Genomic DNA, 18,314 nt, shown 5'->3' on the forward strand with positions numbered 1-18,314 from the left:
GGTCGGTATAGCAGTACCCCCCTGCGAATACGCAGGGACCCGACTGAGGAGAGAAGTGAATGGCGGAAGTGACGGTCAAAGAATTGGCTCAAGTAGTAGGTACTCCGGTTGAGCGCCTGCTACAACAAATGCAGGAAGCCGGGTTAGCGCATTCAAGCGCTGAGCAGCCTGTATCCGATGATGAGAAACAAAAGCTGCTGACGTTCCTGAAAAGCGCCCATGGTGATTCAGGTTCCGAACCGCGCAAGATTACGCTCAAGCGTAAGACGATGAGCACGCTTAAAGTGGCGGGTAGCAAAACCGTCAACGTCGAAGTGCGCAAGAAGAAGACCTACGTAAAACGCGAGCCCGATGCGCAGGAAGCCGAGCGTCAACGCGAAGCTGAAGAGCAGCGGATTGCTGAAGAAGCACGTCTGGCAGCCGAGGCGGAAGCCAAGCGGCAGGCAGAGGAAGCTGCCCAGCAGGCTGAGGAGGCTCGCAAGGCCGCCGAGCAGCAAGCTGCTACAGCTACCCAAGTCAGCGCTGCACCTGAACAGGCCACAACACCGGCCGCAGCGCCCGTTGCTGCGCCAGTGCAGGCTGAAGCGACTCCGGTCGAGCAGCCCAGAAAGAAAGAAGAGCAGCAGCGCCGCAAGGCAGCGCCCACGCGTGACGACGATAATGAGCGCAACCGTAACAAGCGCGCCAGCGGGGCCAAAGGCCGCAACGCACCGCGTGCTTCCGACGATGATGACGCGCTTGCGCGACGTCGCGGCGGTGGTGGCAAGCTCAAGGCGCACAAAAAACGTAACCAGCACGGCTTCGAGAAGCCGACAGGACCAGTAGTGCGAGAAGTAGTAATTGGCGAGACCGTGACCGTAGCGGAACTGGCACAGAAGATGTCGGTTAAAGCTGCTGAAGTCATCAAGTACATGTTCAAGAACGGCAACATGGTGACCATCAACCAGGTGCTGGATCAGGACACCGCGTCCATTGTCGCCGAAGACATGGGCCACCAGGTCAAGCAGGTCAAGGACAGCGATATCGAAGACCGCCTGGTAGAAGCTTTGCATTTCGAAGGCGAAGACGTGAGTCGTGCTCCGGTCGTGACCGTGATGGGTCACGTTGACCATGGCAAGACCTCGTTGCTCGACTATATACGTCGCACCAAAGTAGCGTCCGGCGAAGCGGGCGGCATCACCCAGCACATCGGTGCCTATCACGTCCAAACCGACCGTGGCATGGTGACCTTTCTCGATACGCCCGGTCACGCGGCATTTACTGCGATGCGTGCCCGAGGTGCCGAGGCGACCGATATCGTGATTCTGGTTGTTGCAGCCGATGATGGCGTAATGCCTCAGACCGAAGAAGCGGTCGCGCATGCCAAAGCCGCCGGCGTGCCGCTGGTGGTTGCAGTCAACAAGATCGATAAGGAAGGCGCGGATCCGGATCGCATCAAGCATGATCTGGCTGCACGTCAGGTTATTCCTGAGGAATGGGGCGGTGATACCCAGTTCGTACACGTATCGGCGAAGGTCGGTACCGGTATCGATGAGTTGCTTGAGGCGGTTCTGCTGCAGGCTGAATTGCTTGAGCTCAAGGCCCAGCCTACTGCTCCAGGCCGCGGCGTTGTGGTTGAGTCGCGTCTTGACAAGGGCCGTGGTCCGGTCGCAACCGTATTGGTTCAGAATGGTACGCTGCGCCAGGGCGACGTCGTGCTTGCAGGCGTCAACTACGGCAAGGTCCGGGCGATGTTTGACGAGAACGGCAAGAGTATCAAGGAAGCTGGCCCATCGATCCCTGTTGCTATCCTTGGTTTGGACGGCACCCCGGGCGCTGGTGATGAACTGACGGTTCTCACCGACGAAAAGAAAGCGCGCGAAGTGGCGATGTTCCGTCAGGGCAAGTTCCGCGAGATCAAGATGGCGCGTCAGCAGTCCGCCAAGCTCGAGAACATGTTCGATAACATCGGCCAGGGCGAGAAGAAGACGCTCAACGTGGTGCTCAAGGCCGACGTGCGTGGCTCGTTAGAGGCACTTCAAGCCTCCTTGGTTGAGCTGGGCAACGAAGAAGTTCAGGTCAAGATCGTGTCCGGTGGTGTGGGTGGTATTACCGAAACCGACGCGAACCTGGCACTGACTTCCAATGCGGTGATCTTTGGTTTCAACGTGCGGGCTGATGCTTCGGCGCGCAAGATCATCGAGAGCGAAGGTCTCGACCTGCGTTACTACAGTGTGATCTACGAGATCATCGATGACGTCAAGAAGGCCTTGACGGGTATGCTGGGCAGCGATGTGCGCGAGCAGATCCTGGGTGTGGCCGAAGTGCGCGACGTGTTCCGTTCACCCAAGTTCGGTGATATCGCTGGCTGTATGGTCATCGAAGGCACCGTCTACCGTAATCGCCCGATCCGCGTTCTGCGCGAAGACGTGGTGATCTACGAAGGCGAGCTGGAATCCCTGCGCCGCTTTAAGGATGACGTCCCTGAGGTGCGCAACGGCATGGAATGTGGCATCGGCGTGAAGAACTACAACGATGTCCGTCCCGGCGACCGTATCGAAGTATTCGAGCGGATTCAGGTAGCGCGGACGCTCTAAGGCGTTAACGGCAAGCGGCAAGCTATAGGTCTTCCGGCAGTCCAATGTGACTGCCGAGGCTCGGCTTGCCGTTTGTTGTTTTAGGGTTATACCGATTTCTGGTGTAACGCGGATTGAGGTAGTCAGGGCTGCTCTCGTTCGGCAACGAGCTTCGGCTGACACTGGCAACCAGAGGTGAATTATATGGCCAAAGAATACAGTCGTACCCAGCGCGTTGCTGATCAGATGCAGCGTGAATTGGCTCAGCTGATCCATCGTGATGTGCGCGATCCGCGGATCGGCATGGTCACCCTTACTGCGGTCGAGGTCAGCCGTGATCTGGCGCACGCCAAGGTCTATCTCACGCTGATGGGTGAAGCAACCGAAGAAGAAATTGCTCAGAACCTGTCTGCTCTGAAAGACGCGGCGGGATTTCTCCGGGTTCAGCTTGGACGGTCCATGAAGCTGCGCAGCGTCCCGCAACTGCACTTCCATTACGACGAAAGTGTTCGCCGCGGCGTGCATCTGTCTTCGTTGATCGAGCGTGCGGTCGAGGAAGATCGCCAGCATCCCCGGGAAAGCGAGGAGTAACGGGTGTCAGCACCGCGTAGCAAACGCCGGGATATCGACGGCGTACTGATTTTCGACAAGCCGTTGGGGATGACTTCCAACGCGGCCCTGCAGAAAGTGCGCTGGTTGTTCAATGCGAGCAAGGGCGGCCACACCGGCAGTCTGGATCCGCTGGCCAGTGGTGTATTGCCGCTGTGCCTGGGGGAGGCCACCAAGTTTTCGCAGTACTTGCTGGACGCTGACAAGGGGTATGTCACCGAAGCACGCCTGGGTATGACCACCACCACTGGTGATGCCGAAGGCGATGTGCTCGAGATGAAGCCGGTCCAGGTCAGCCAGGCCGATGTGGAAGCAGTGCTACCCCGGTTCACCGGAGATATCGAACAGATCCCGCCGATGTACTCGGCGCTCAAGCATGAAGGGCAGCCGCTTTACAAACTGGCCCGCGCTGGTGAAACAGTGGAGCGCAAAGCGCGATCTGTTACCATACAACGCTTGATTCTGCTTGGTTTGGAAGGCGATCGGTTGCGGCTGGAAGTGCACTGCACCAAAGGCACGTATATCCGTACGCTGGTAGAAGACATTGGCGCAGCACTCGGCTGCGGCGCACATGTATCCGAGCTCAGACGTATTCAAGCCGGCCCGTTCGACCTGAGCAAGGCGGTTACCCTGGACACGCTCGAGGCGTTGCACGCCGAAGGCGGACACCTCGCGCTGGACCATCTGCTGTTGCCCAGCGACAGTGGGCTGGAAGACTGGCCTGAAGTGCAGCTTACCGAGCAGACGGCCTACTATCTGAACCACGGTCAGGCCGTGCGAGTGCCAGGCAGTCCGGCGTTCGGCAAGGTTAGATTACGCGACCAGACTGGCAAATTTATCGGCATCGGTGAAATGACCGATGACGCGCGTGTCGCACCGAAGAGATTGATGCGATTCAATGGTTAAAGGTTAATGATTAAAGGGAGCGTTGCAACCCACGGGTTGATACGTTCTGATGAAGTCGATCCATGTGGATCACAACGAGGGTGGCTGTTAACAGGCACGGTCATTCCTCGATTCAAAACACGGGACGAAACGTCCTGGCCTGTTCACTCAGAGGAAAGCTGTCATGGCACTGAGCGTCGAAGAGAAAGCTGCAATCGTAACTGAATATGCCCGTGGCGAAGGTGACACCGGTTCTCCGGAAGTCCAGGTAGCTCTGTTGACCGCAAACATCAACAAGCTGCAGGGTCACTTCAAGGATAACAAGAAGGATCACCATTCCCGTCGCGGTCTGATCCGGATGGTAAACCAGCGTCGTAAGTTGCTGGATTACCTGAAGTCGAAAGACATTCCGCGTTACAGCAGCTTGATCAGCAGTCTGGGTCTGCGTCGCTAAGCGACCATTCCCTTTTGGACGTGGTCGGGTCCGAAACCCGGCCATGCCCAGAGTTTCCCCAAGGCAAAAACAAAGAGAGAAGACACCGTGAAACCGGTTATCAAGCAATTCAAATTAGGTAATAACACCATTACCCTGGAAACGGGCCGTATTGCCCGCCAGGCAACGGGTGCCGTTCTGGTCAGCATTGATGATGCCGTCAGCGTTCTGTGTACAGTGGTCGGCGCGAAGAAAGCCGACGCAGGTCGCGACTTTTTCCCTCTGTCTGTGCACTACATCGAAAAAACCTACGCCGCCGGCAAGATCCCCGGCGGTTTCTTCAAGCGCGAAGGACGTCCTACCGAAAAAGAGACGCTTACCTCGCGCCTGATCGACCGTCCGATTCGTCCGCTGTTTGCCGATGGCTTCATGAACGAAGTTCAGGTCGTGTGTACCGTTGTCTCCACTGACAAGACCACTGATCCTGATATCGCTGCCCTGATCGGCACCTCTGCCGCGCTGGCAATTTCCGGCATTCCTTTCAACGGCCCCATCGGTGGCGCCCGTGTAGGGTTTGACGAAAACAATGGATACGTCCTCAACCCTACCTACGAGCAGCTCAAGACGTCGCGTCTGGACATGATCGTAGCGGGTACGGAAGACGCCGTGTTGATGGTTGAATCCGAAGCACAAGAACTGACCGAAGACCAGATGCTGGGCGCCGTACTATTTGCCCACATGGAGTTCCAGCCTGTTGTTCAGGCGATCAAGGAACTGGCAGCCGAAACCGGCAAGCCACGCTGGGACTGGACTGCTGCGCCGGAAAACACCACGCTGCTTGACGCGATCAAGGGTCAGTTTGGTGCCGGCATCGCCGAAGCCTATACCATCACCGACAAGCAGGCGCGTTATGCCCGTCTGGGCGAGCTGCGCAATCAGACCATCGACGCGCTGTCCGGCGACGAAGACGGTAAACCTTCGGCTTCCGAGGTCAAGGATGCATTCGGCGAGATCGAGTACCGCACCGTGCGCGAGAGCATCGTTAACGGTAACCCGCGTATTGATGGCCGCGACACCAAGACCGTCCGTCCGTTGCATATCGAAGTGGGCGTTCTGAATCGCACCCACGGTTCGGCATTGTTCACCCGTGGCGAAACGCAGGCGTTGGTTGTTACCACCCTGGGCACCGCACGTGATGCGCAGCTGCTGGACACGCTGGAAGGCGAGAAGAAAGACCCCTTCATGTTCCACTACAACTTCCCTCCCTATTCGGTAGGCGAAGCGGGTCGCATGGGCGGCACAGGTCGCCGCGAAATCGGTCACGGTCGTCTGGCTCGGCGTGGCATCCAGGCGGTTATGCCTGATATGGACCAGTTCCCCTACAGCATTCGGGTTGTTTCGGAAATCACCGAGTCCAACGGTTCCAGCTCCATGGCTTCGGTCTGTGGTGCATCCCTGGCGCTGATGGATGCCGGTGTGCCGCTCAAGGCGCCAGTTGCTGGTATTGCCATGGGTCTGGTCAAGCAGGGCGACAAGTTTGCCATCCTGACTGACATCCTTGGCGACGAAGATCACCTCGGCGACATGGATTTCAAGGTAGCCGGTACCGAGAAGGGTGTGACCGCCCTGCAGATGGATATCAAGATCAACGGTATTACCGAAGAGATCATGGAAACCGCTCTGCACCAGGCGCATGACGCGCGTCTGACCATCCTGCGTCAGATGAACGAAGTGCTGCCTGAGTCGCGCAAGGAGCTGTCCTCCAATGCGCCGACCATGATCAGCATGAAGATCGATTCCGACAAGATCCGTGACGTGATCGGTAAGGGTGGCGCCACCATTCGCAGCATCTGCGAAGAGACTGGCGCGTCCATCGACATCACTGACGACGGCACTGTGAAGATCTTTGCTGCCAGCAAGGATGCCGCCAACGCTGCCAAGGCACGCGTCGACGGTATCACTGCCGAAGCGGAAATCGGCAAGGTCTACACCGGTAAGGTTGAGCGCATCGTCGACTTCGGCGCATTCGTCAGCATTCTGCCCGGCAAGGACGGTCTGGTACACATCTCGCAGATCGCCAATCAGCGTATCGAGAAAGTGACCGACGTGCTGCAGGAAGGCCAAGAAGTGAAAGTCCTGGTTCTCGATGTCGACAACCGTGGTCGTATCAAGCTGTCCATGAAAGATGTCGAAGCGGCTGAAACCAGCGGCGTCTGATAGCAGCGTAATACAGCAGTAATGCAAGAAGCCCCGGACCTCCGGGGCTTTTTGCGTTTAACGGCTGGCAGTTTGCGGGCTGCTTCTGGGCGTGGGCCGCCTCAGGTATGCTGTGGGTCACTTCATTTCTTTAGAGGCGTTCCCCATGCCAGCCTGGTTACCGCTGTTAAAAACCACGCTCCCCTATGTCACGCAGATCGTGGCGACCGCTATTCCCGCCTTTACCTCCAAGCCGGATGCCAGCAAGGCAGACCCAGTACTCGCCCGGCAGATTGAAGAGCTGCAGACCGCGGCTACCAAAAACGCTGAATCCATCCATACCCTCGCCGAAAATTTCGAGCGTACGGTACTGGGGATTGATGACGCGGCGGCAAAGCTGCAACAGGAAGTGGACCGGCTGCAGAAGCTGGTCATGTTTTCTTCGGCCGTGTCGCTGGTCGCAGTGGTGGTTGCTGCCATTGCGCTGATCAGATGATGTCCGGCGGTCAGGATGAGTCGTCTCGTGGCAGTTCATGGCGGGTGCTCAATCTTGGCGATCCATTATTGGCGGACCAGCGGCTGACGCAGGTGCTTGATGCCGCGAGCTCCGCCTGTCTGAATGCGGCTCCTGGCGCGGATATGGCGGTGTTTCAGCGTCATGAATCAGAGGGACGGTTACATTGCGAGCTGAAACTGTACTTCAGCCCGGCCCTGGACGAACTGGCGCGGTCGTATGGTGCGCGCCGATGCCGACCACCCACTGCGCATGATATGTCCCAGGTTGCCGGCTGCGAACAGGCGGCGCAGCGGTTATTGAGTCAGGAGTAGGCGATCGGTATTCAGCCTTCGATCGACGCAATCTCCAGCGGCGTCAGTGGCCGGCTAGCGGCCACTGCGAGCGTTGCATCCAGACGGATTGCGCCCATGCTTTCCCGGTGCAGCGCCACCACGTGGTTCCCCACGGCGTGAAACATCCGTTTGACCTGATGATAGCGCCCTTCATAGATCGTTAGACGCGCCTCGCACTCATCCAGTTGCTCAAGTTGGGCGGGGGAGGTGGTCAGATCCTCGAAGGCAAAGTAGATGCCGTCGGCGAAGCGTTGATGCGTCTCGTGCGTGATCGGTCTGGCGGTCGACACTCGATAGGTCTTCGGGATGCCTTTGCCCGGTTCGGTCAGGCGTCGGGACCAGAGCCCATCATTGGTGAGGATCAGTAACCCCGAGCTGCTGCGGTCGAGACGTCCGCCAATATGCAGCAGCGCACGCAGCGGGGCGGGCATAAGCTCCATGACGGTGGGGTGAACGGGGTCGCTGGTCGCGCTGAGATAGCCGGCTGGCTTGTGCAGCATCAGATAATGCGCTGTCTGCTGTTGCAGTAGCTCCTCGCCCAGCGTCACCGTCATGAATTGATCGATGTCTGTGCGCGGATCCTGCATCACCACCCCATTTACGCGCACCTGCCTCCGCGCAATCATCAGACGTGAGGCCTGATGACTGTGAGCAGTGGATTTACTGATGAAGCGGTCGAGTCTCATGGCGGCGGATTATAGCCGCATGCGACGCATAGCAGAAATCGCGAGTCAGACCAGATTGACGACTGAACGGGGGTCGAAGGTGGTCCAGTGGCCGTCGCGCAGTTCGCCTTCGGCATGCTCGATGTCCACGCCGCCGTGTACGCGGAGTATTTCGACGGCCTGCTGCGCACGGCTATCGCTGTCCCCTGCGCGGACTGCCACGTAAGTCCCTGCGTGCCGTTCGATAGCCTTGTGCTGCCTGACCTCCTCTTCGCTGAGTTGGCCTTTGGACGCGGCTTCCTCTACCTCGGAACCCTGGTCTGTCTTGCCCATGGCGCCTGCCAAGGAGCCTGTATAGGCGCCTATGCCAGCACCGATTGCCACGCCTAACGGGCCGGCTACCGGTATTGCCGCTAGCCCGACTGCAGCCCCGACTGCCGCGCCGACGCCGCCTCCAATAATGGCGCCCTTGCCGGATTCACGTGCACCGGGTGAGACTTTCTCGTCCCCGCCAATGGGATAGATAGCATGCTGGCCGTGCGGGTTAACGTAAAACAGGGATATGCCCTCCGGAGAGAATCCCGCTTCGCGCAGTGCGGCGACCACTTTCTCTCCGTGGTCTTGATCTTCGAACCTCGCGGCGATGATCGTGCTCATTTCGGTCCTCCATCGGGAGACACATGTATGCAGACAGATTAGTCACGCTTCAATGAGTACGCAAACCGCAACGGAGCGCCGGGCGAAACGTCAGGGCATGGAAGGAACTGCAGCGGTTGACGCGTGCCAGACTGTTCAGAAGCACAGTTCATCGCGAGGAAAATAGCATGCCGATTTATTATCTCAACTGCGCCGACCAGACCAAACACGAGTGTGAGGAGGAAGTGCGGGTGAAGCTCGATATAGTCGGGTTGACTGATGAACAGATAGAAGCGATCGAACAGGGCCGGTCTTTTCGTATCAGCGCCGAACAGGTTGAGGCCAGTGCCCTCGCACTCGACGATGAGCAAACAGTCGAGCTGAAGCGCAACGGCAGCATCACTTATCGGATTGATATCCTGTCTATCTGTGATGCCTGTGGTGCGTAGGCGTGGCCGGTAACCGGGAATATCGTCGGCCAGCCAATCACAGGAGGTCAAGGTGATGTCTCGTTTGTTTCTCGCCTTCGAGTTACCGGAGCATATCAAGCAGCGCTTGCTGGATATCCGCGAGCCGTTGCGTGGTGCGCGCTGGCAGCGGGCCGACCAGCTTCATCTGACTTTGCGCTTTCTGGGGGACGTGGACGATACGGCGACGCTGCAGATACTCGAAAGCCTTTCCGGGCTCCGCTCGGCAGCGCCGGAAATACGCTTGCATGGCACAGGCTGTTTTGGCGGTTCGCATCGGCCTTTTGCATTCTGGGCTGGGGTGGCGCCAGAGCTGCCTCTGGTGCAGGTGCGTGAGGAAATTGATTCGCGGCTGGTACCGCTGGCATTAGCGCCAGATCGCCACGCCGGGTTTAAACCGCATGTCACGCTTGCACGTATCCGCGGCGGAGATGCGTCAGCTGTTCGGTGTGCCGAGCGGCACGCGGGACTGACATCGGAGCCTTTTACATTGGACGCGGTGAGTCTGTTCTCCAGCCAGCAGGGGCTGCAAGGGTCAATCTACTCGGTGCTGCACAGGTTCCCTCTGTCTGGCTCAGGCAATATCGCGCCGGAACCTGGCTGTTAGGCGCCGGTCCGAATAGCGAGACGTAACCTATTCAGTCCCTGCCGTTGTCGAGCCGCAAGTCTGCGAAGTGAGGAGATCTGATGTTTTTTGAAAGCTGGGAAGGGCTGGGGCGTGTGCTCGTGGTTGGCACATTGGCCTATATCGCGCTGGTTGTGTTGCTGCGTGTATCCGGCAAACGCACGTTGTCCAAGCTTAACGCCTTTGATCTGGTCGTCACTGTTGCCCTGGGTTCGACTCTGGCGACCGTGCTGCTGTCCAAGGATGTGCCGCTGCTGGAAGGTATTCTTGCCTTCGGCCTGCTGATTTTTGCGCAATTCATCATCACCGCATTGTCTGTGCGCTCCGCCATGGTGCGGCGCTTCGTCAAATCCGAACCGAGATTGCTGTATCACAACGGGCAGATGCTGGAGGATGCGCTGCGTCGTGAGCGGGTGACCGAGAACGAGATTCTGGCCGTGGCGCGGGCTAGCGGTTATGCGGATCTGGGCAAGGTCGGCGCAGTGATTCTGGAAACCGATGGTAGCTTCGATGTGATCGGGCAAGCCGAGGCGCCAACCAGGTCGACATTGAAAGATGTGCGCGGAGTCTAGCCACAGGATTGACCGCTTGGCGCAGCAGCGGGGTGCGACGGAATTTTCGAAGCCCTGCAGGTTCCTATATAGACAATGATCGCCACCAGTGGCTACCGCTGAAGGCATTGCCTGAGTCAGGAGTGCAGATGTTGACGCCCGATATGCTTCACAGAACCGCCACACCGAGCCAGACCGAAACAGTCAGTAACCGCCGAGCCAGACTTGTCTATGACGCCCTGATGGATCAGCCCGGGTCAGCTGGCAGCCTTAGCCTGTCGCGCCAATATCTGGAAGACCAGCTGCAGCAGGCGGCTGGTTTGCCCTGTGATCTGCCCTTGCGGCCTGAGGCCATACTCGGCTGGATGGAACACCAGGCAATAGCGACCGGTGATCGGTACGCAGCCTATCTGGACAGCCGCAAGGCTGGCCAACCCAGACGGTATTTCAGTTGCAAATCGCATGCGCTGGCATTTTTACAACGGGTCGCGCCCACCAAGCTGGTCGATGGCTCGTGGCTTTATGGCGTTCTGGATAAGTGGAACGATAGACGCTTTTACGGGCTCATCCGGACCTATCTGGAGGAGCTCGGCGATGGCATCCCCGCGCAGAATCACGTCGTGCTGTATCAGCGGCTACTGGCTGAAGAGGGCTGCGAAACGTTGCCCGAGTTCAGTGATGAGCACTATCTGCAAGGGGCAGTGCAACTTGCGCTGGGCTATCATGCTGAGGAATTCATGCCCGAACTGATTGGTTACAATCTCGGCTATGAACAGTTGCCTTTGCACCTGCTGATTACCGCTTTCGAACTGAATGAGCTGGACATCGATCCCTATTATTTCACTCTGCATGTAACGATCGATAACGCAGCAACCGGACATGCGCGCAAGGCGGTACAGTCGGTGCTGGATACCATGCCGGGGGTTGGTGACAAGCGGGCCTTTCTCAAGCGGGTCGCTAACGGCTACCGCTTGAATGATCTGGGCATCGGCACCCTCGACGTGATCGAAGCCTTTGATCTGGAGTCGGATTTGGTCGACATGTTCGAGCGTAAGCGGGCATTCGGCCAACAGATGCATTCGGACTTTTGCCGAATCGGTGGACGGACTGTGAATGAATGGTTGTCGCGCCCTGGCAACATTCCGGATTTTTTGCAGGCGCTCGAGGAGCGCGGCTGGATCAAACGCCACGAAGACCCCCGCAATAGCCGATTTTGGCAGTTGATCGATGGCCCGGATGCGCAAATGTTCGGCGTGTTCACCGGCTTTGAAAAACAGCTGCTACGTGACTGGATCGCCGGCGACTGGTTTGGCAATGCCGGGTCCACAGCGACCGCGGGCGGGCGAGCCACTGCATTCCGGCCGCGCGCGCGGCGTCGGGCAGTGAGCAACGATGTGCCGTCTGTTCAGGCGCACAAGGCCGGCGATCTGGATCAGGAGCTGGTCGAGTTGCAGCGCACATTGCGTGAACTACCCACGCAGGCACGCATGCAGCGGCTGGCCGAGCTGATGGCGCCCGCATCGCACAGCAGTGCAGCGGGGCTGCTGGCCACCCGTCTTTTTACCGCTGCCCTTGGCTGATCTAACCAGCAAGGATTTTCGCAATGACTTCGGAACTGTCGCTGGCCACAGTAGCCGATAGCGCTCCGGCTGTTGAGGCTGAGGATACGAAACAGGGCATGTTGGCGCTCGGCCGCTATCTGCGAGCAGCGGATTATCGGTTTGTTGCCGTGACGCCGGATACGCACCAGCATTATCTGAAGCGAATGGCCGCACGGCCGGTACGCGATCTGAGAGATATTTTCGGTTGGAGTAGGGCATTCCGAGAGGATCAGGTCAGCATCGAAACGTTTCGGTTGATGCAGCAGGCCGGTGTCCTAATGCGCAAAGGAGAGTTGTGGCGTAGCCGCGTGCGCTGGTCCAGTCTGGGCGATCTGCTGTGTGCCCACTCGGCCTATCCGACCGACTCGGCGGACGCGGTATTTTTCGGGCCTGATACCTATCGTTTCGCCCGGCTTATCCAGTCCCACCTTAGTGATAACGCGGGCTCGGTGCGCTGCGCGGTGGATATCGGCTGTGGCTCCGGTGCGGGTGCGATGCTGGTAGCCGGCGCTTGCCCGGCGGCGCACGTGCTGGCGCTGGATATCAATCCGCAGGCTCTGCGCCTGGCTGCGCTCAACAGCGAATTGGCGGGTCTGAGTAATATCCATACAGCTCAGAGTAATTTGCTGGCTGATGTGGATGGCACTTTTGATCTGATCATCGCCAATCCGCCGTACATGATGGACTCCCAGGAACGGGCCTACCGCCATGGTGGGGGTAAGTTGGGGGCAGGACTGTCCGAGCAGATCGTCAACACGGCACTGGAGCGCCTGGCCCCCGGCGGAAGTCTGGTGCTGTATACCGGCGTTGCGATAGTGGCGGGGCGTGACGTCTTTCTCGAAGGGTTACAGCAACGGCTGACGAATCAGCCATGTGATTGGCACTACGAGGAACTCGATCCCGACGTGTTCGGCGAGGAATTGCTGAAGCCGGCCTACGCCGAAGTGGAGCGCATAGCTGCGGTCGGTCTGGTGCTTACCCTGAATCGTTAAGCTCTATCAGTACAGTGCAACTTTATTCTGGCGCGCGAGTCACGAGGTTAGGGTTGTCTGTCCTGCGGCATAACCGTCGGAGCGCAGGCTGAAATTTCTTCTCTGGAAGGATTTCAACACCATGACGGAAATCCACACGGCTAAGCGCAAGCCTCTCGTGGTCATAACGGGTGGTTCCGGCAATATCGGCACCGCTCTGGTCCGGGCGTTGAAGCGTCACTACCGCATCGTTTCGCTGGATCGGCGTCTTTCCGAAGAGGCGGACTTCAGTTACGAATTCGACCTCACATCCCTCGACTCGGTACAGCAGGCTCTGCGTAATATGGCTGCAGAGCATGGCAGCGAGATCGCCGCAGTCGTCCATCTGGCGGCCTACTTCGACTTTACCGGTGACGATTCGCCGCTGTATCGCAAGGTGAATGTAGAGGGCACTCGTAACCTGCTGACCGCCCTGCAGGATTATCGGGTGGAGCGGTTCATCTACTCGAGCACCATGCTGGTGTATAAGCCAGGCGTGCCGGGGCAGACAATCAACGAGCAATCCCCCGACGAGCCAAGTTGGGCCTATCCGCAATCGAAGGCTGAGACTGAAGCAGTGATTCGTGAGCAGGCCGGCGCTATGCCCTACACGCTGCTGCGCCTGGCGGGGTTGTACAACGAGATCAGCTGCGTGCCGACCCTGGCGCACCAGATCGCGCGCATTTACGAAGAAACCGTCAAGAGCCATCTTTACGCCGGTAACCCTGATGCGGGGCAGGCCTTTATCCATCAAGAGGACATGATCGACGCGTTTCGCCGGACCATCGATAGGCGCAACGCGCTGCCGCCGGATAACGTGATGCTGATTGGCGAAGAGCGCAGCGAGAGTTACCAGGCCCTGCAGAATCGTCTCGGAGAGCTGATCCACGGGGCGGAAAAGTGGCAGACCATGGCCGTACCCAAGCCCGTCGCCAAGGTGGGCGCCTGGGCTCAGGAGCATGCCGAGCCGATGGTGCCGGATGACTTTGACAAGGGAGAGAAACCTTTCATACGCCCGTTCATGATCGACATGTCATCGGATCATTACCAACTGGATACGGCGCTCGCCCGCCAGCTGCTGGGCTGGGAGCCCAGGCATAATCTGTACGACGAGCTGGAGAAGCTGGTCGGCAACCTAAAGAAAGACCCTCTCGGCTGGTATCAGGCCAATGGCATCACCCCGCCAGACTGGCTGGCTGAGGCCGCGGAAAAGGGCCAACACCCGGATAAGATGCTGACGTGCTATCAGCGCCAGCAGGAACGTGAGCACTATCAGTTTCTCTGGGCCCATTTTGTCAATATGGCGCTCGGGGCCTGGCTGATCAGCTCGCCGGCGACTCTGGGTTATTTCCCTAGTGCGATGGGCTACAGCGATATTGGCACTGGGATGGTGCTGTTGCTGTTCGGCGGGATTTCGCTGTCGCTCCGGCAGCGCTGGGCGCGTTTCGTTTGTGCAGGGGCAGGGGTATGGCTGCTGCTGGCACCGTTAGTGTTCTGGACTACCAGCGCAGCGGCCTATCTCAACAGCACGCTGGTGGGGATACTGGTGATCGGCCTGGCGGCCGCCGCTCGGCCTATGCCAGGCGTTTCACCGGTGGCTGTCATGAGCGGGCCGACCCAACCACCCGGTTGGGATAACAATCCGTCCAGCTGGTTTCAGCGTCTGCCTATCATCGGCCTGGCGTTGTTTGGCTTGCTCATGTCGCGCTACCTAGCGGCCTATCAGCTGGGTCACATCGACACGGTGTGGGATCCTTTTTTTGCTGGCGCTGGCGCTGGCACACGGCTGAACGGTACCGAGGAGATTATAACCTCAGAGGTTTCCGAGGCCTGGCCAGTGCCTGACGCCGGGTTGGGCGGTATGGTTTATGCGCTGGAGATCCTCCTCGGGCTGATAGGCTCGACGCAGCGCTGGCGCACCATGCCCTGGGTGGTGGCGAGCTTTGGGCTGCTGATCGTACCGCTGGGCGTGGTGTCGATCACCTTTGTAATCATTCAGCCTATTTTGATCGGCACCTGGTGCACGCTGTGCCTGATAGGCGCCGCGGCCATGTTGCTGCAAATCGCTTATGCCTTCAATGAACTGGTCGCGACCGGACAATTTCTTCGGCGCCGGCAACGAGCGGGTGCGCCGCTACTGAAAATATTCTTTACTGGCGACACCGACGAGGGCTCGGATGCCGCACCGGAAGACAATTTTCGCCGCGGTCCTGGTGTGATTGTGCAGGAGGTGCTGGGCACTGGCGTCAGTCTGCCGTGGAATCTGGCACTGTGCCTGCTGATTGGTCTGCTGTTGATGCTGACCCGGCTTACCCTCGGCAATGAGGGCAGCCTGGCTAATTGGGACCACTTGTTAGGCGCGTTGATCATCACGGTGACCGGTATTGCCATCGCCGAGTCGGCGCGTCCGCTGCGCTACCTGCTGATACCGCTGGGTGCGGCGCTGTTTGTCACGCCCCTGGTGTATGACGCCGGGTTCCCTTCGCTGCTGGCCAGCATTGGCTGCGGCACGGCGGTGATACTGCTGAGTCTGCGCCGCGGGCCGGTGTTTTGTCGGTATGGCAACTGGGACCGGTTGTTGATCTAGCGGCCAAACCCTCTTGACTGGAGAACTGCTCAATGGAAGTGCTCAGACCCATCGCTGATCTCGCCGCCGTCGCAGTCGGCGGTATTGGACTCGCGATCATCGCAGGCGCGGCCTTTTACTCGATAGTCATCGCCATGGTGCACATGGTTTATCATCGCCATGAAACCGAGACCATTTTCCGCGAGGTGCGTCAGCGACTGGGCCGGGGAATACTTCTCGGTCTGGAGTTTTTGATAGCGGCCGATATTATGCTGACCGTCGCGGTGGATCTCTCATTCGAGAACGTAGGAGTCTTGATTGTGATTGTGCTGGTGCGGTCATTCCTGAGTTTCACGCTGGAAGTGGAGCTGACCGGCAAGTGGCCCTGGCAGATGAACCCCAAGAAAGAGACGGAATCCTCCTGATCGCTGTGAATCATTGCTGCTTTACATAAGCGACCCGCCAGCCTGCGTTGCTCCCACAGATAGGGTGCGGTGTAATACCGTCCTGAGAGTCTGTTGAGGGTTTCAATCGTGCGCATATCGGCAGACCCTACCCTATAGATCCGAGGAATTCTGATGAACAAACATTGGCTGGCAGGCGTGTTCCTGCTGCTGCCGGGCACCGCTCTGGCAGACGGGCTCTGCGAGGATGCCGAAGATACCGCGGCCTTGAACAAGTGCATCCACGCAGAGGTGGAGAAGGCCGAAGATGAGCTCAATCGCTATCTGGAGGCGAGCCGTACGTTGCACGCCGAGCGCGTGGATGCGGTGGTGACAATGGAAGCGGCGCAGGGCGCCTGGGTGCGGTATCGCGATAGCCACTGCCTGGCGGTTTACGATCTCTGGAATGAGGGTACGGTCCGCGGCGCAATGTTGGGTACCTGCCTGCTTGACCACACCCGGCGCCGCACACATGACATCTGGGAGGTTTACCTCGCCAGTTCGGATGATGAGCCCGTGTTACCGGAGCCATCGCTGGACCTGTAAGTAACCAGGATCCGCTTATGAACGGCTGGAATCTGTATCAGACATTGGCCGACATCGTGCTCACCATGCATGTGATGTTGGTCGCCTTCGTCGTGCTGGGTCTGGTGATCATTATTCTGGGGAATCTGCGTCACTGGGCTTGGGTCAACAACCTCTGGTTCAGGCTGGCCCATCTGAGCACCATTCTGGTGGTAGTGGCAGAAGCCTGGCTGGGCGTCGTCTGTCCGCTGACCACGCTGGAGTCCTGGTTGCGTCAACGAGCGGGCACTGCAGGCTATCAGAGCGGATTCATCGAGTACTGGCTGCAAAACCTTTTGTACTACAACGCGCCGGATTGGGTATTCATGATGCTCTACACGCTGTTCGGACTGCTGGTGTTGGCAACCTTCTGGTGGTATCCGCCGCATTTCAAATGGCGTTGAAACGGTGCCGGAGCTGCGCCAGCGTTGCGCTGGCGCCTACCCTTACTTCACTTTATCTCAGTCCCGTTCCAGGGCCAGTGCTACGCCCTGGCCGCCACCGATACAGAGTGTGGCGAGGCCTTTTTTGGCATCCCGGTTCAGCATTTCATGCAGCAGGGTGACCAGTACCCGACACCCGGAGGCACCGATAGGGTGCCCCAGAGCGATGGCACCGCCGTTGACGTTGACCTTGTCCATATCCCATTTCAGTTCGCGGCTGACCGCTAGCGCCTGGGCTGCGAAAGCCTCGTTGGCTTCAATCAGGTCCAGGTCCTGGATAGTCCAACCGGCTTTGCTCAAGCAGCGCTGAGTCGCGGACACCGGGCCAATGCCCATGATTGCTGGATCGACGCCTGCATTGGCATAGGCTGCGACCCGTGCCAGCACCGGCAATCCCAGCTCCTTGGCCTTGGCGGCGCTCATCATCAATACGGCGGCAGCGCCGTCGTTCAGACCGGACGCGTTGCCGGCGGTGACTGAGCCGCCAGGCTTGAAGGCCGGACGCAGCGCGCCGAGCGATTCAGCGGTGGTTCCGGGGCGTGGCTGCTCATCCCGGGTTACCAGCACGGGTTCGCCCTTGCGCTGGGGGATGCTGACGGGGGTGATTTCCTTGTCGAAACGGCCGGCCTGCTGGGCGGCGACAGCCTTTTGCTGGGACGCTGCAGCGAAGGCATCCTGCTCCTCGCGGGTAATCTGGTATTTATCCACCAGATTCTCGGCGGTGATGCCCATGTGATAGTCGTTGAAGGCGTCCCACAGTCCATCGTTGATCATGGTGTCGATCAGTTTGCCATGGCCCATGCGTTGGCCGGTGCGTGAGTTGGGTAAGACGTGGGGTGACAGGCTCATGGACTCCTGGCCACCGGCAATAATCACCTCGGCGTCGCCGCAGCGAATAGCCTGCGCGCCCAGATGGAGTGCCTTGAGACCCGAGCCGCAGACCTTGTTCAGATTCAAAGCGGGTACAGCGTGGGGCAGCCCGGCGTGGATGGCCGCCTGTCTGGAGGGGTTCTGGCCGCAGCCAGCAGTCAGTACCTGCCCGAGGATGACTTCGTCCACACTGGCTGGGTCGATCCCGGATTGCTCCAGTAGCGCCCGAATGACCGTGGCCCCCAGTTCGTGGGCCGGAACGCTTGCAAACTGGCCGCCAAACGTACCTATGGCGGTGCGGGTGGCGGCAACAATTACGACGTCTTGCATGAACGACTCCTCTGGT

General features: G+C 58.9%; 19 protein-coding genes. 16 read left to right on the forward strand and 3 right to left on the reverse strand.

The genetic code is table 11. The features are described from left to right. Window positions 1-59: 59 nt before the first annotated feature. The 7 genes from infB to FHK95_RS13135 all read left to right on the forward strand — a co-directional run bounded on the left by infB (window position 60) and on the right by FHK95_RS13135 (window position 7,506). Window positions 60-2,576 carry a translation initiation factor IF-2 gene (infB, locus tag FHK95_RS13105; RefSeq protein ID WP_150305079.1) on the forward strand — a complete coding sequence of 839 codons (2,517 nt, stop codon included), beginning with the start codon at window positions 60-62 and terminating at the stop codon, window positions 2,574-2,576. A gap of 183 nt (window positions 2,577-2,759) precedes the next feature. Continuing rightward, a complete protein-coding gene (gene rbfA / locus FHK95_RS13110; protein ID WP_150305080.1) occupies window positions 2,760-3,146 on the forward strand; it encodes a 30S ribosome-binding factor RbfA in 387 nt (128 codons plus the stop codon). Window positions 3,147-3,149: 3 nt separating this feature from the next. Then, window positions 3,150-4,070 (forward strand): tRNA pseudouridine(55) synthase TruB, encoded by a 921-nt coding sequence (gene truB, locus FHK95_RS13115; RefSeq protein WP_150305081.1) that lies wholly within the window; start codon window positions 3,150-3,152, stop codon window positions 4,068-4,070. Window positions 4,071-4,233: 163 nt separating this feature from the next. Beyond that, entirely contained in the window at window positions 4,234-4,503 is a 270-nt protein-coding gene (gene rpsO / locus FHK95_RS13120) for a 30S ribosomal protein S15 (protein WP_150301436.1), read from the forward strand. 87 nt (window positions 4,504-4,590) lie between these two features. Beyond that, window positions 4,591-6,699, forward strand: coding sequence for a polyribonucleotide nucleotidyltransferase (pnp, locus tag FHK95_RS13125; protein ID WP_150305082.1), 2,109 nt, complete (start codon window positions 4,591-4,593; stop codon window positions 6,697-6,699). A gap of 145 nt (window positions 6,700-6,844) precedes the next feature. Beyond that, complete coding sequence (locus FHK95_RS13130; RefSeq protein ID WP_150305083.1) at window positions 6,845-7,174, forward strand: hypothetical protein; 330 nt, start codon at window positions 6,845-6,847, stop codon at window positions 7,172-7,174. Beyond that, complete coding sequence (locus tag FHK95_RS13135; protein ID WP_178114790.1) at window positions 7,174-7,506, forward strand: hypothetical protein; 333 nt, start codon at window positions 7,174-7,176, stop codon at window positions 7,504-7,506. The genes FHK95_RS13130 and FHK95_RS13135 overlap by 1 nt, the downstream gene beginning before the upstream one ends. An 11-nt stretch (window positions 7,507-7,517) precedes the next feature. On the opposite strand, the gene FHK95_RS13140 is transcribed toward FHK95_RS13135, so the two are convergent. After that, window positions 7,518-8,213 carry a pseudouridine synthase gene (locus tag FHK95_RS13140; RefSeq protein WP_150305085.1) on the reverse strand — a complete coding sequence of 232 codons (696 nt, stop codon included), beginning with the start codon at window positions 8,211-8,213 and terminating at the stop codon, window positions 7,518-7,520. Window positions 8,214-8,258: 45 nt separating this feature from the next. Continuing rightward, window positions 8,259-8,849 carry a hypothetical protein gene (locus FHK95_RS13145; RefSeq protein WP_150305086.1) on the reverse strand — a complete coding sequence of 197 codons (591 nt, stop codon included), beginning with the start codon at window positions 8,847-8,849 and terminating at the stop codon, window positions 8,259-8,261. Between the two features lie 167 nt (window positions 8,850-9,016). On the opposite strand from FHK95_RS13145, the gene FHK95_RS13150 reads away from it, so the two are divergent. From FHK95_RS13150 to FHK95_RS13190, 9 genes are all read left to right on the forward strand, one after another. Further along, the gene (locus tag FHK95_RS13150) at window positions 9,017-9,277 is read left to right on the forward strand and encodes a hypothetical protein (protein WP_150305087.1); all 261 of its coding nucleotides are present in this window, start codon (window positions 9,017-9,019) and stop codon (window positions 9,275-9,277) included. Window positions 9,278-9,332: 55 nt separating this feature from the next. Next, complete coding sequence (thpR, locus tag FHK95_RS13155; protein WP_150305088.1) at window positions 9,333-9,902, forward strand: RNA 2',3'-cyclic phosphodiesterase; 570 nt, start codon at window positions 9,333-9,335, stop codon at window positions 9,900-9,902. An 80-nt stretch (window positions 9,903-9,982) separates the two neighbouring features. Continuing rightward, window positions 9,983-10,492, forward strand: a complete 510-nt coding sequence (locus tag FHK95_RS13160) for a DUF421 domain-containing protein (RefSeq protein ID WP_150305089.1) — start codon at window positions 9,983-9,985, stop codon at window positions 10,490-10,492. Window positions 10,493-10,620: 128 nt separating this feature from the next. Then, window positions 10,621-12,051, forward strand: a complete 1,431-nt coding sequence (locus FHK95_RS13165; RefSeq protein WP_150305090.1) for an iron-containing redox enzyme family protein — start codon at window positions 10,621-10,623, stop codon at window positions 12,049-12,051. Between the two features lie 98 nt (window positions 12,052-12,149). Continuing rightward, on the forward strand, window positions 12,150-13,064 hold the full coding sequence (locus tag FHK95_RS13170) for a methyltransferase (protein WP_235906783.1): 915 nt from the start codon (window positions 12,150-12,152) through the stop codon (window positions 13,062-13,064). Between the two features lie 121 nt (window positions 13,065-13,185). Then, complete coding sequence (locus FHK95_RS13175; protein ID WP_150305092.1) at window positions 13,186-15,669, forward strand: NAD-dependent epimerase/dehydratase family protein; 2,484 nt, start codon at window positions 13,186-13,188, stop codon at window positions 15,667-15,669. 32 nt (window positions 15,670-15,701) lie between these two features. Continuing rightward, entirely contained in the window at window positions 15,702-16,073 is a 372-nt protein-coding gene (locus FHK95_RS13180) for a DUF1622 domain-containing protein (protein WP_150305093.1), read from the forward strand. Between the two features lie 153 nt (window positions 16,074-16,226). After that, window positions 16,227-16,637 carry a lysozyme inhibitor LprI family protein gene (locus tag FHK95_RS13185; protein ID WP_150305094.1) on the forward strand — a complete coding sequence of 137 codons (411 nt, stop codon included), beginning with the start codon at window positions 16,227-16,229 and terminating at the stop codon, window positions 16,635-16,637. 17 nt (window positions 16,638-16,654) lie between these two features. Next, window positions 16,655-17,059: a DUF2784 domain-containing protein gene (locus tag FHK95_RS13190; RefSeq protein ID WP_150305095.1), complete on the forward strand. Its 405-nt coding sequence runs from the start codon at window positions 16,655-16,657 to the stop codon at window positions 17,057-17,059. Between the two features lie 57 nt (window positions 17,060-17,116). On the opposite strand, the gene FHK95_RS13195 is transcribed toward FHK95_RS13190, so the two are convergent. Then, window positions 17,117-18,298 (reverse strand): acetyl-CoA C-acetyltransferase, encoded by a 1,182-nt coding sequence (locus FHK95_RS13195; protein ID WP_150305096.1) that lies wholly within the window; start codon window positions 18,296-18,298, stop codon window positions 17,117-17,119. Window positions 18,299-18,314: the final 16 nt, after the last annotated feature.

Origin of the sequence: Pseudomonas saliphila (assembly GCF_008638345.1) — a bacterium.
GTDB classification, from domain to species: Bacteria; Pseudomonadota; Gammaproteobacteria; order Pseudomonadales; family Pseudomonadaceae; genus Halopseudomonas; species Halopseudomonas saliphila.

Excerpts from the sequence above, each read along its gene's own strand:
- rbfA (WP_150305080.1), top strand. The coding sequence starts at position 2,760 with ATGGCCAAAGAATACAGTCGTACCCAGCGCGTTGCTGATCAGATGCAG.
- FHK95_RS13175 (WP_150305092.1), top strand. The coding sequence starts at position 13,186 with ATGACGGAAATCCACACGGCTAAGCGCAAGCCTCTCGTGGTCATAACG.
- FHK95_RS13180 (WP_150305093.1), top strand. The coding sequence starts at position 15,702 with ATGGAAGTGCTCAGACCCATCGCTGATCTCGCCGCCGTCGCAGTCGGC.
- FHK95_RS13170 (WP_235906783.1), top strand. The coding sequence starts at position 12,150 with ATGTTGGCGCTCGGCCGCTATCTGCGAGCAGCGGATTATCGGTTTGTT.
- FHK95_RS13165 (WP_150305090.1), top strand. The coding sequence starts at position 10,621 with ATGTTGACGCCCGATATGCTTCACAGAACCGCCACACCGAGCCAGACC.
- infB (WP_150305079.1), top strand. The coding sequence starts at position 60 with ATGGCGGAAGTGACGGTCAAAGAATTGGCTCAAGTAGTAGGTACTCCG.
- FHK95_RS13145 (WP_150305086.1), bottom strand. The coding sequence starts at position 8,849 with ATGAGCACGATCATCGCCGCGAGGTTCGAAGATCAAGACCACGGAGAG.
- thpR (WP_150305088.1), top strand. The coding sequence starts at position 9,333 with ATGTCTCGTTTGTTTCTCGCCTTCGAGTTACCGGAGCATATCAAGCAG.
- FHK95_RS13160 (WP_150305089.1), top strand. The coding sequence starts at position 9,983 with ATGTTTTTTGAAAGCTGGGAAGGGCTGGGGCGTGTGCTCGTGGTTGGC.
- FHK95_RS13135 (WP_178114790.1), top strand. The coding sequence starts at position 7,174 with ATGTCCGGCGGTCAGGATGAGTCGTCTCGTGGCAGTTCATGGCGGGTG.
- FHK95_RS13130 (WP_150305083.1), top strand. The coding sequence starts at position 6,845 with ATGCCAGCCTGGTTACCGCTGTTAAAAACCACGCTCCCCTATGTCACG.
- FHK95_RS13185 (WP_150305094.1), top strand. The coding sequence starts at position 16,227 with ATGAACAAACATTGGCTGGCAGGCGTGTTCCTGCTGCTGCCGGGCACC.
- FHK95_RS13190 (WP_150305095.1), top strand. The coding sequence starts at position 16,655 with ATGAACGGCTGGAATCTGTATCAGACATTGGCCGACATCGTGCTCACC.
- rpsO (WP_150301436.1), top strand. The coding sequence starts at position 4,234 with ATGGCACTGAGCGTCGAAGAGAAAGCTGCAATCGTAACTGAATATGCC.
- FHK95_RS13140 (WP_150305085.1), bottom strand. The coding sequence starts at position 8,213 with ATGAGACTCGACCGCTTCATCAGTAAATCCACTGCTCACAGTCATCAG.
- FHK95_RS13150 (WP_150305087.1), top strand. The coding sequence starts at position 9,017 with ATGCCGATTTATTATCTCAACTGCGCCGACCAGACCAAACACGAGTGT.
- FHK95_RS13195 (WP_150305096.1), bottom strand. The coding sequence starts at position 18,298 with ATGCAAGACGTCGTAATTGTTGCCGCCACCCGCACCGCCATAGGTACG.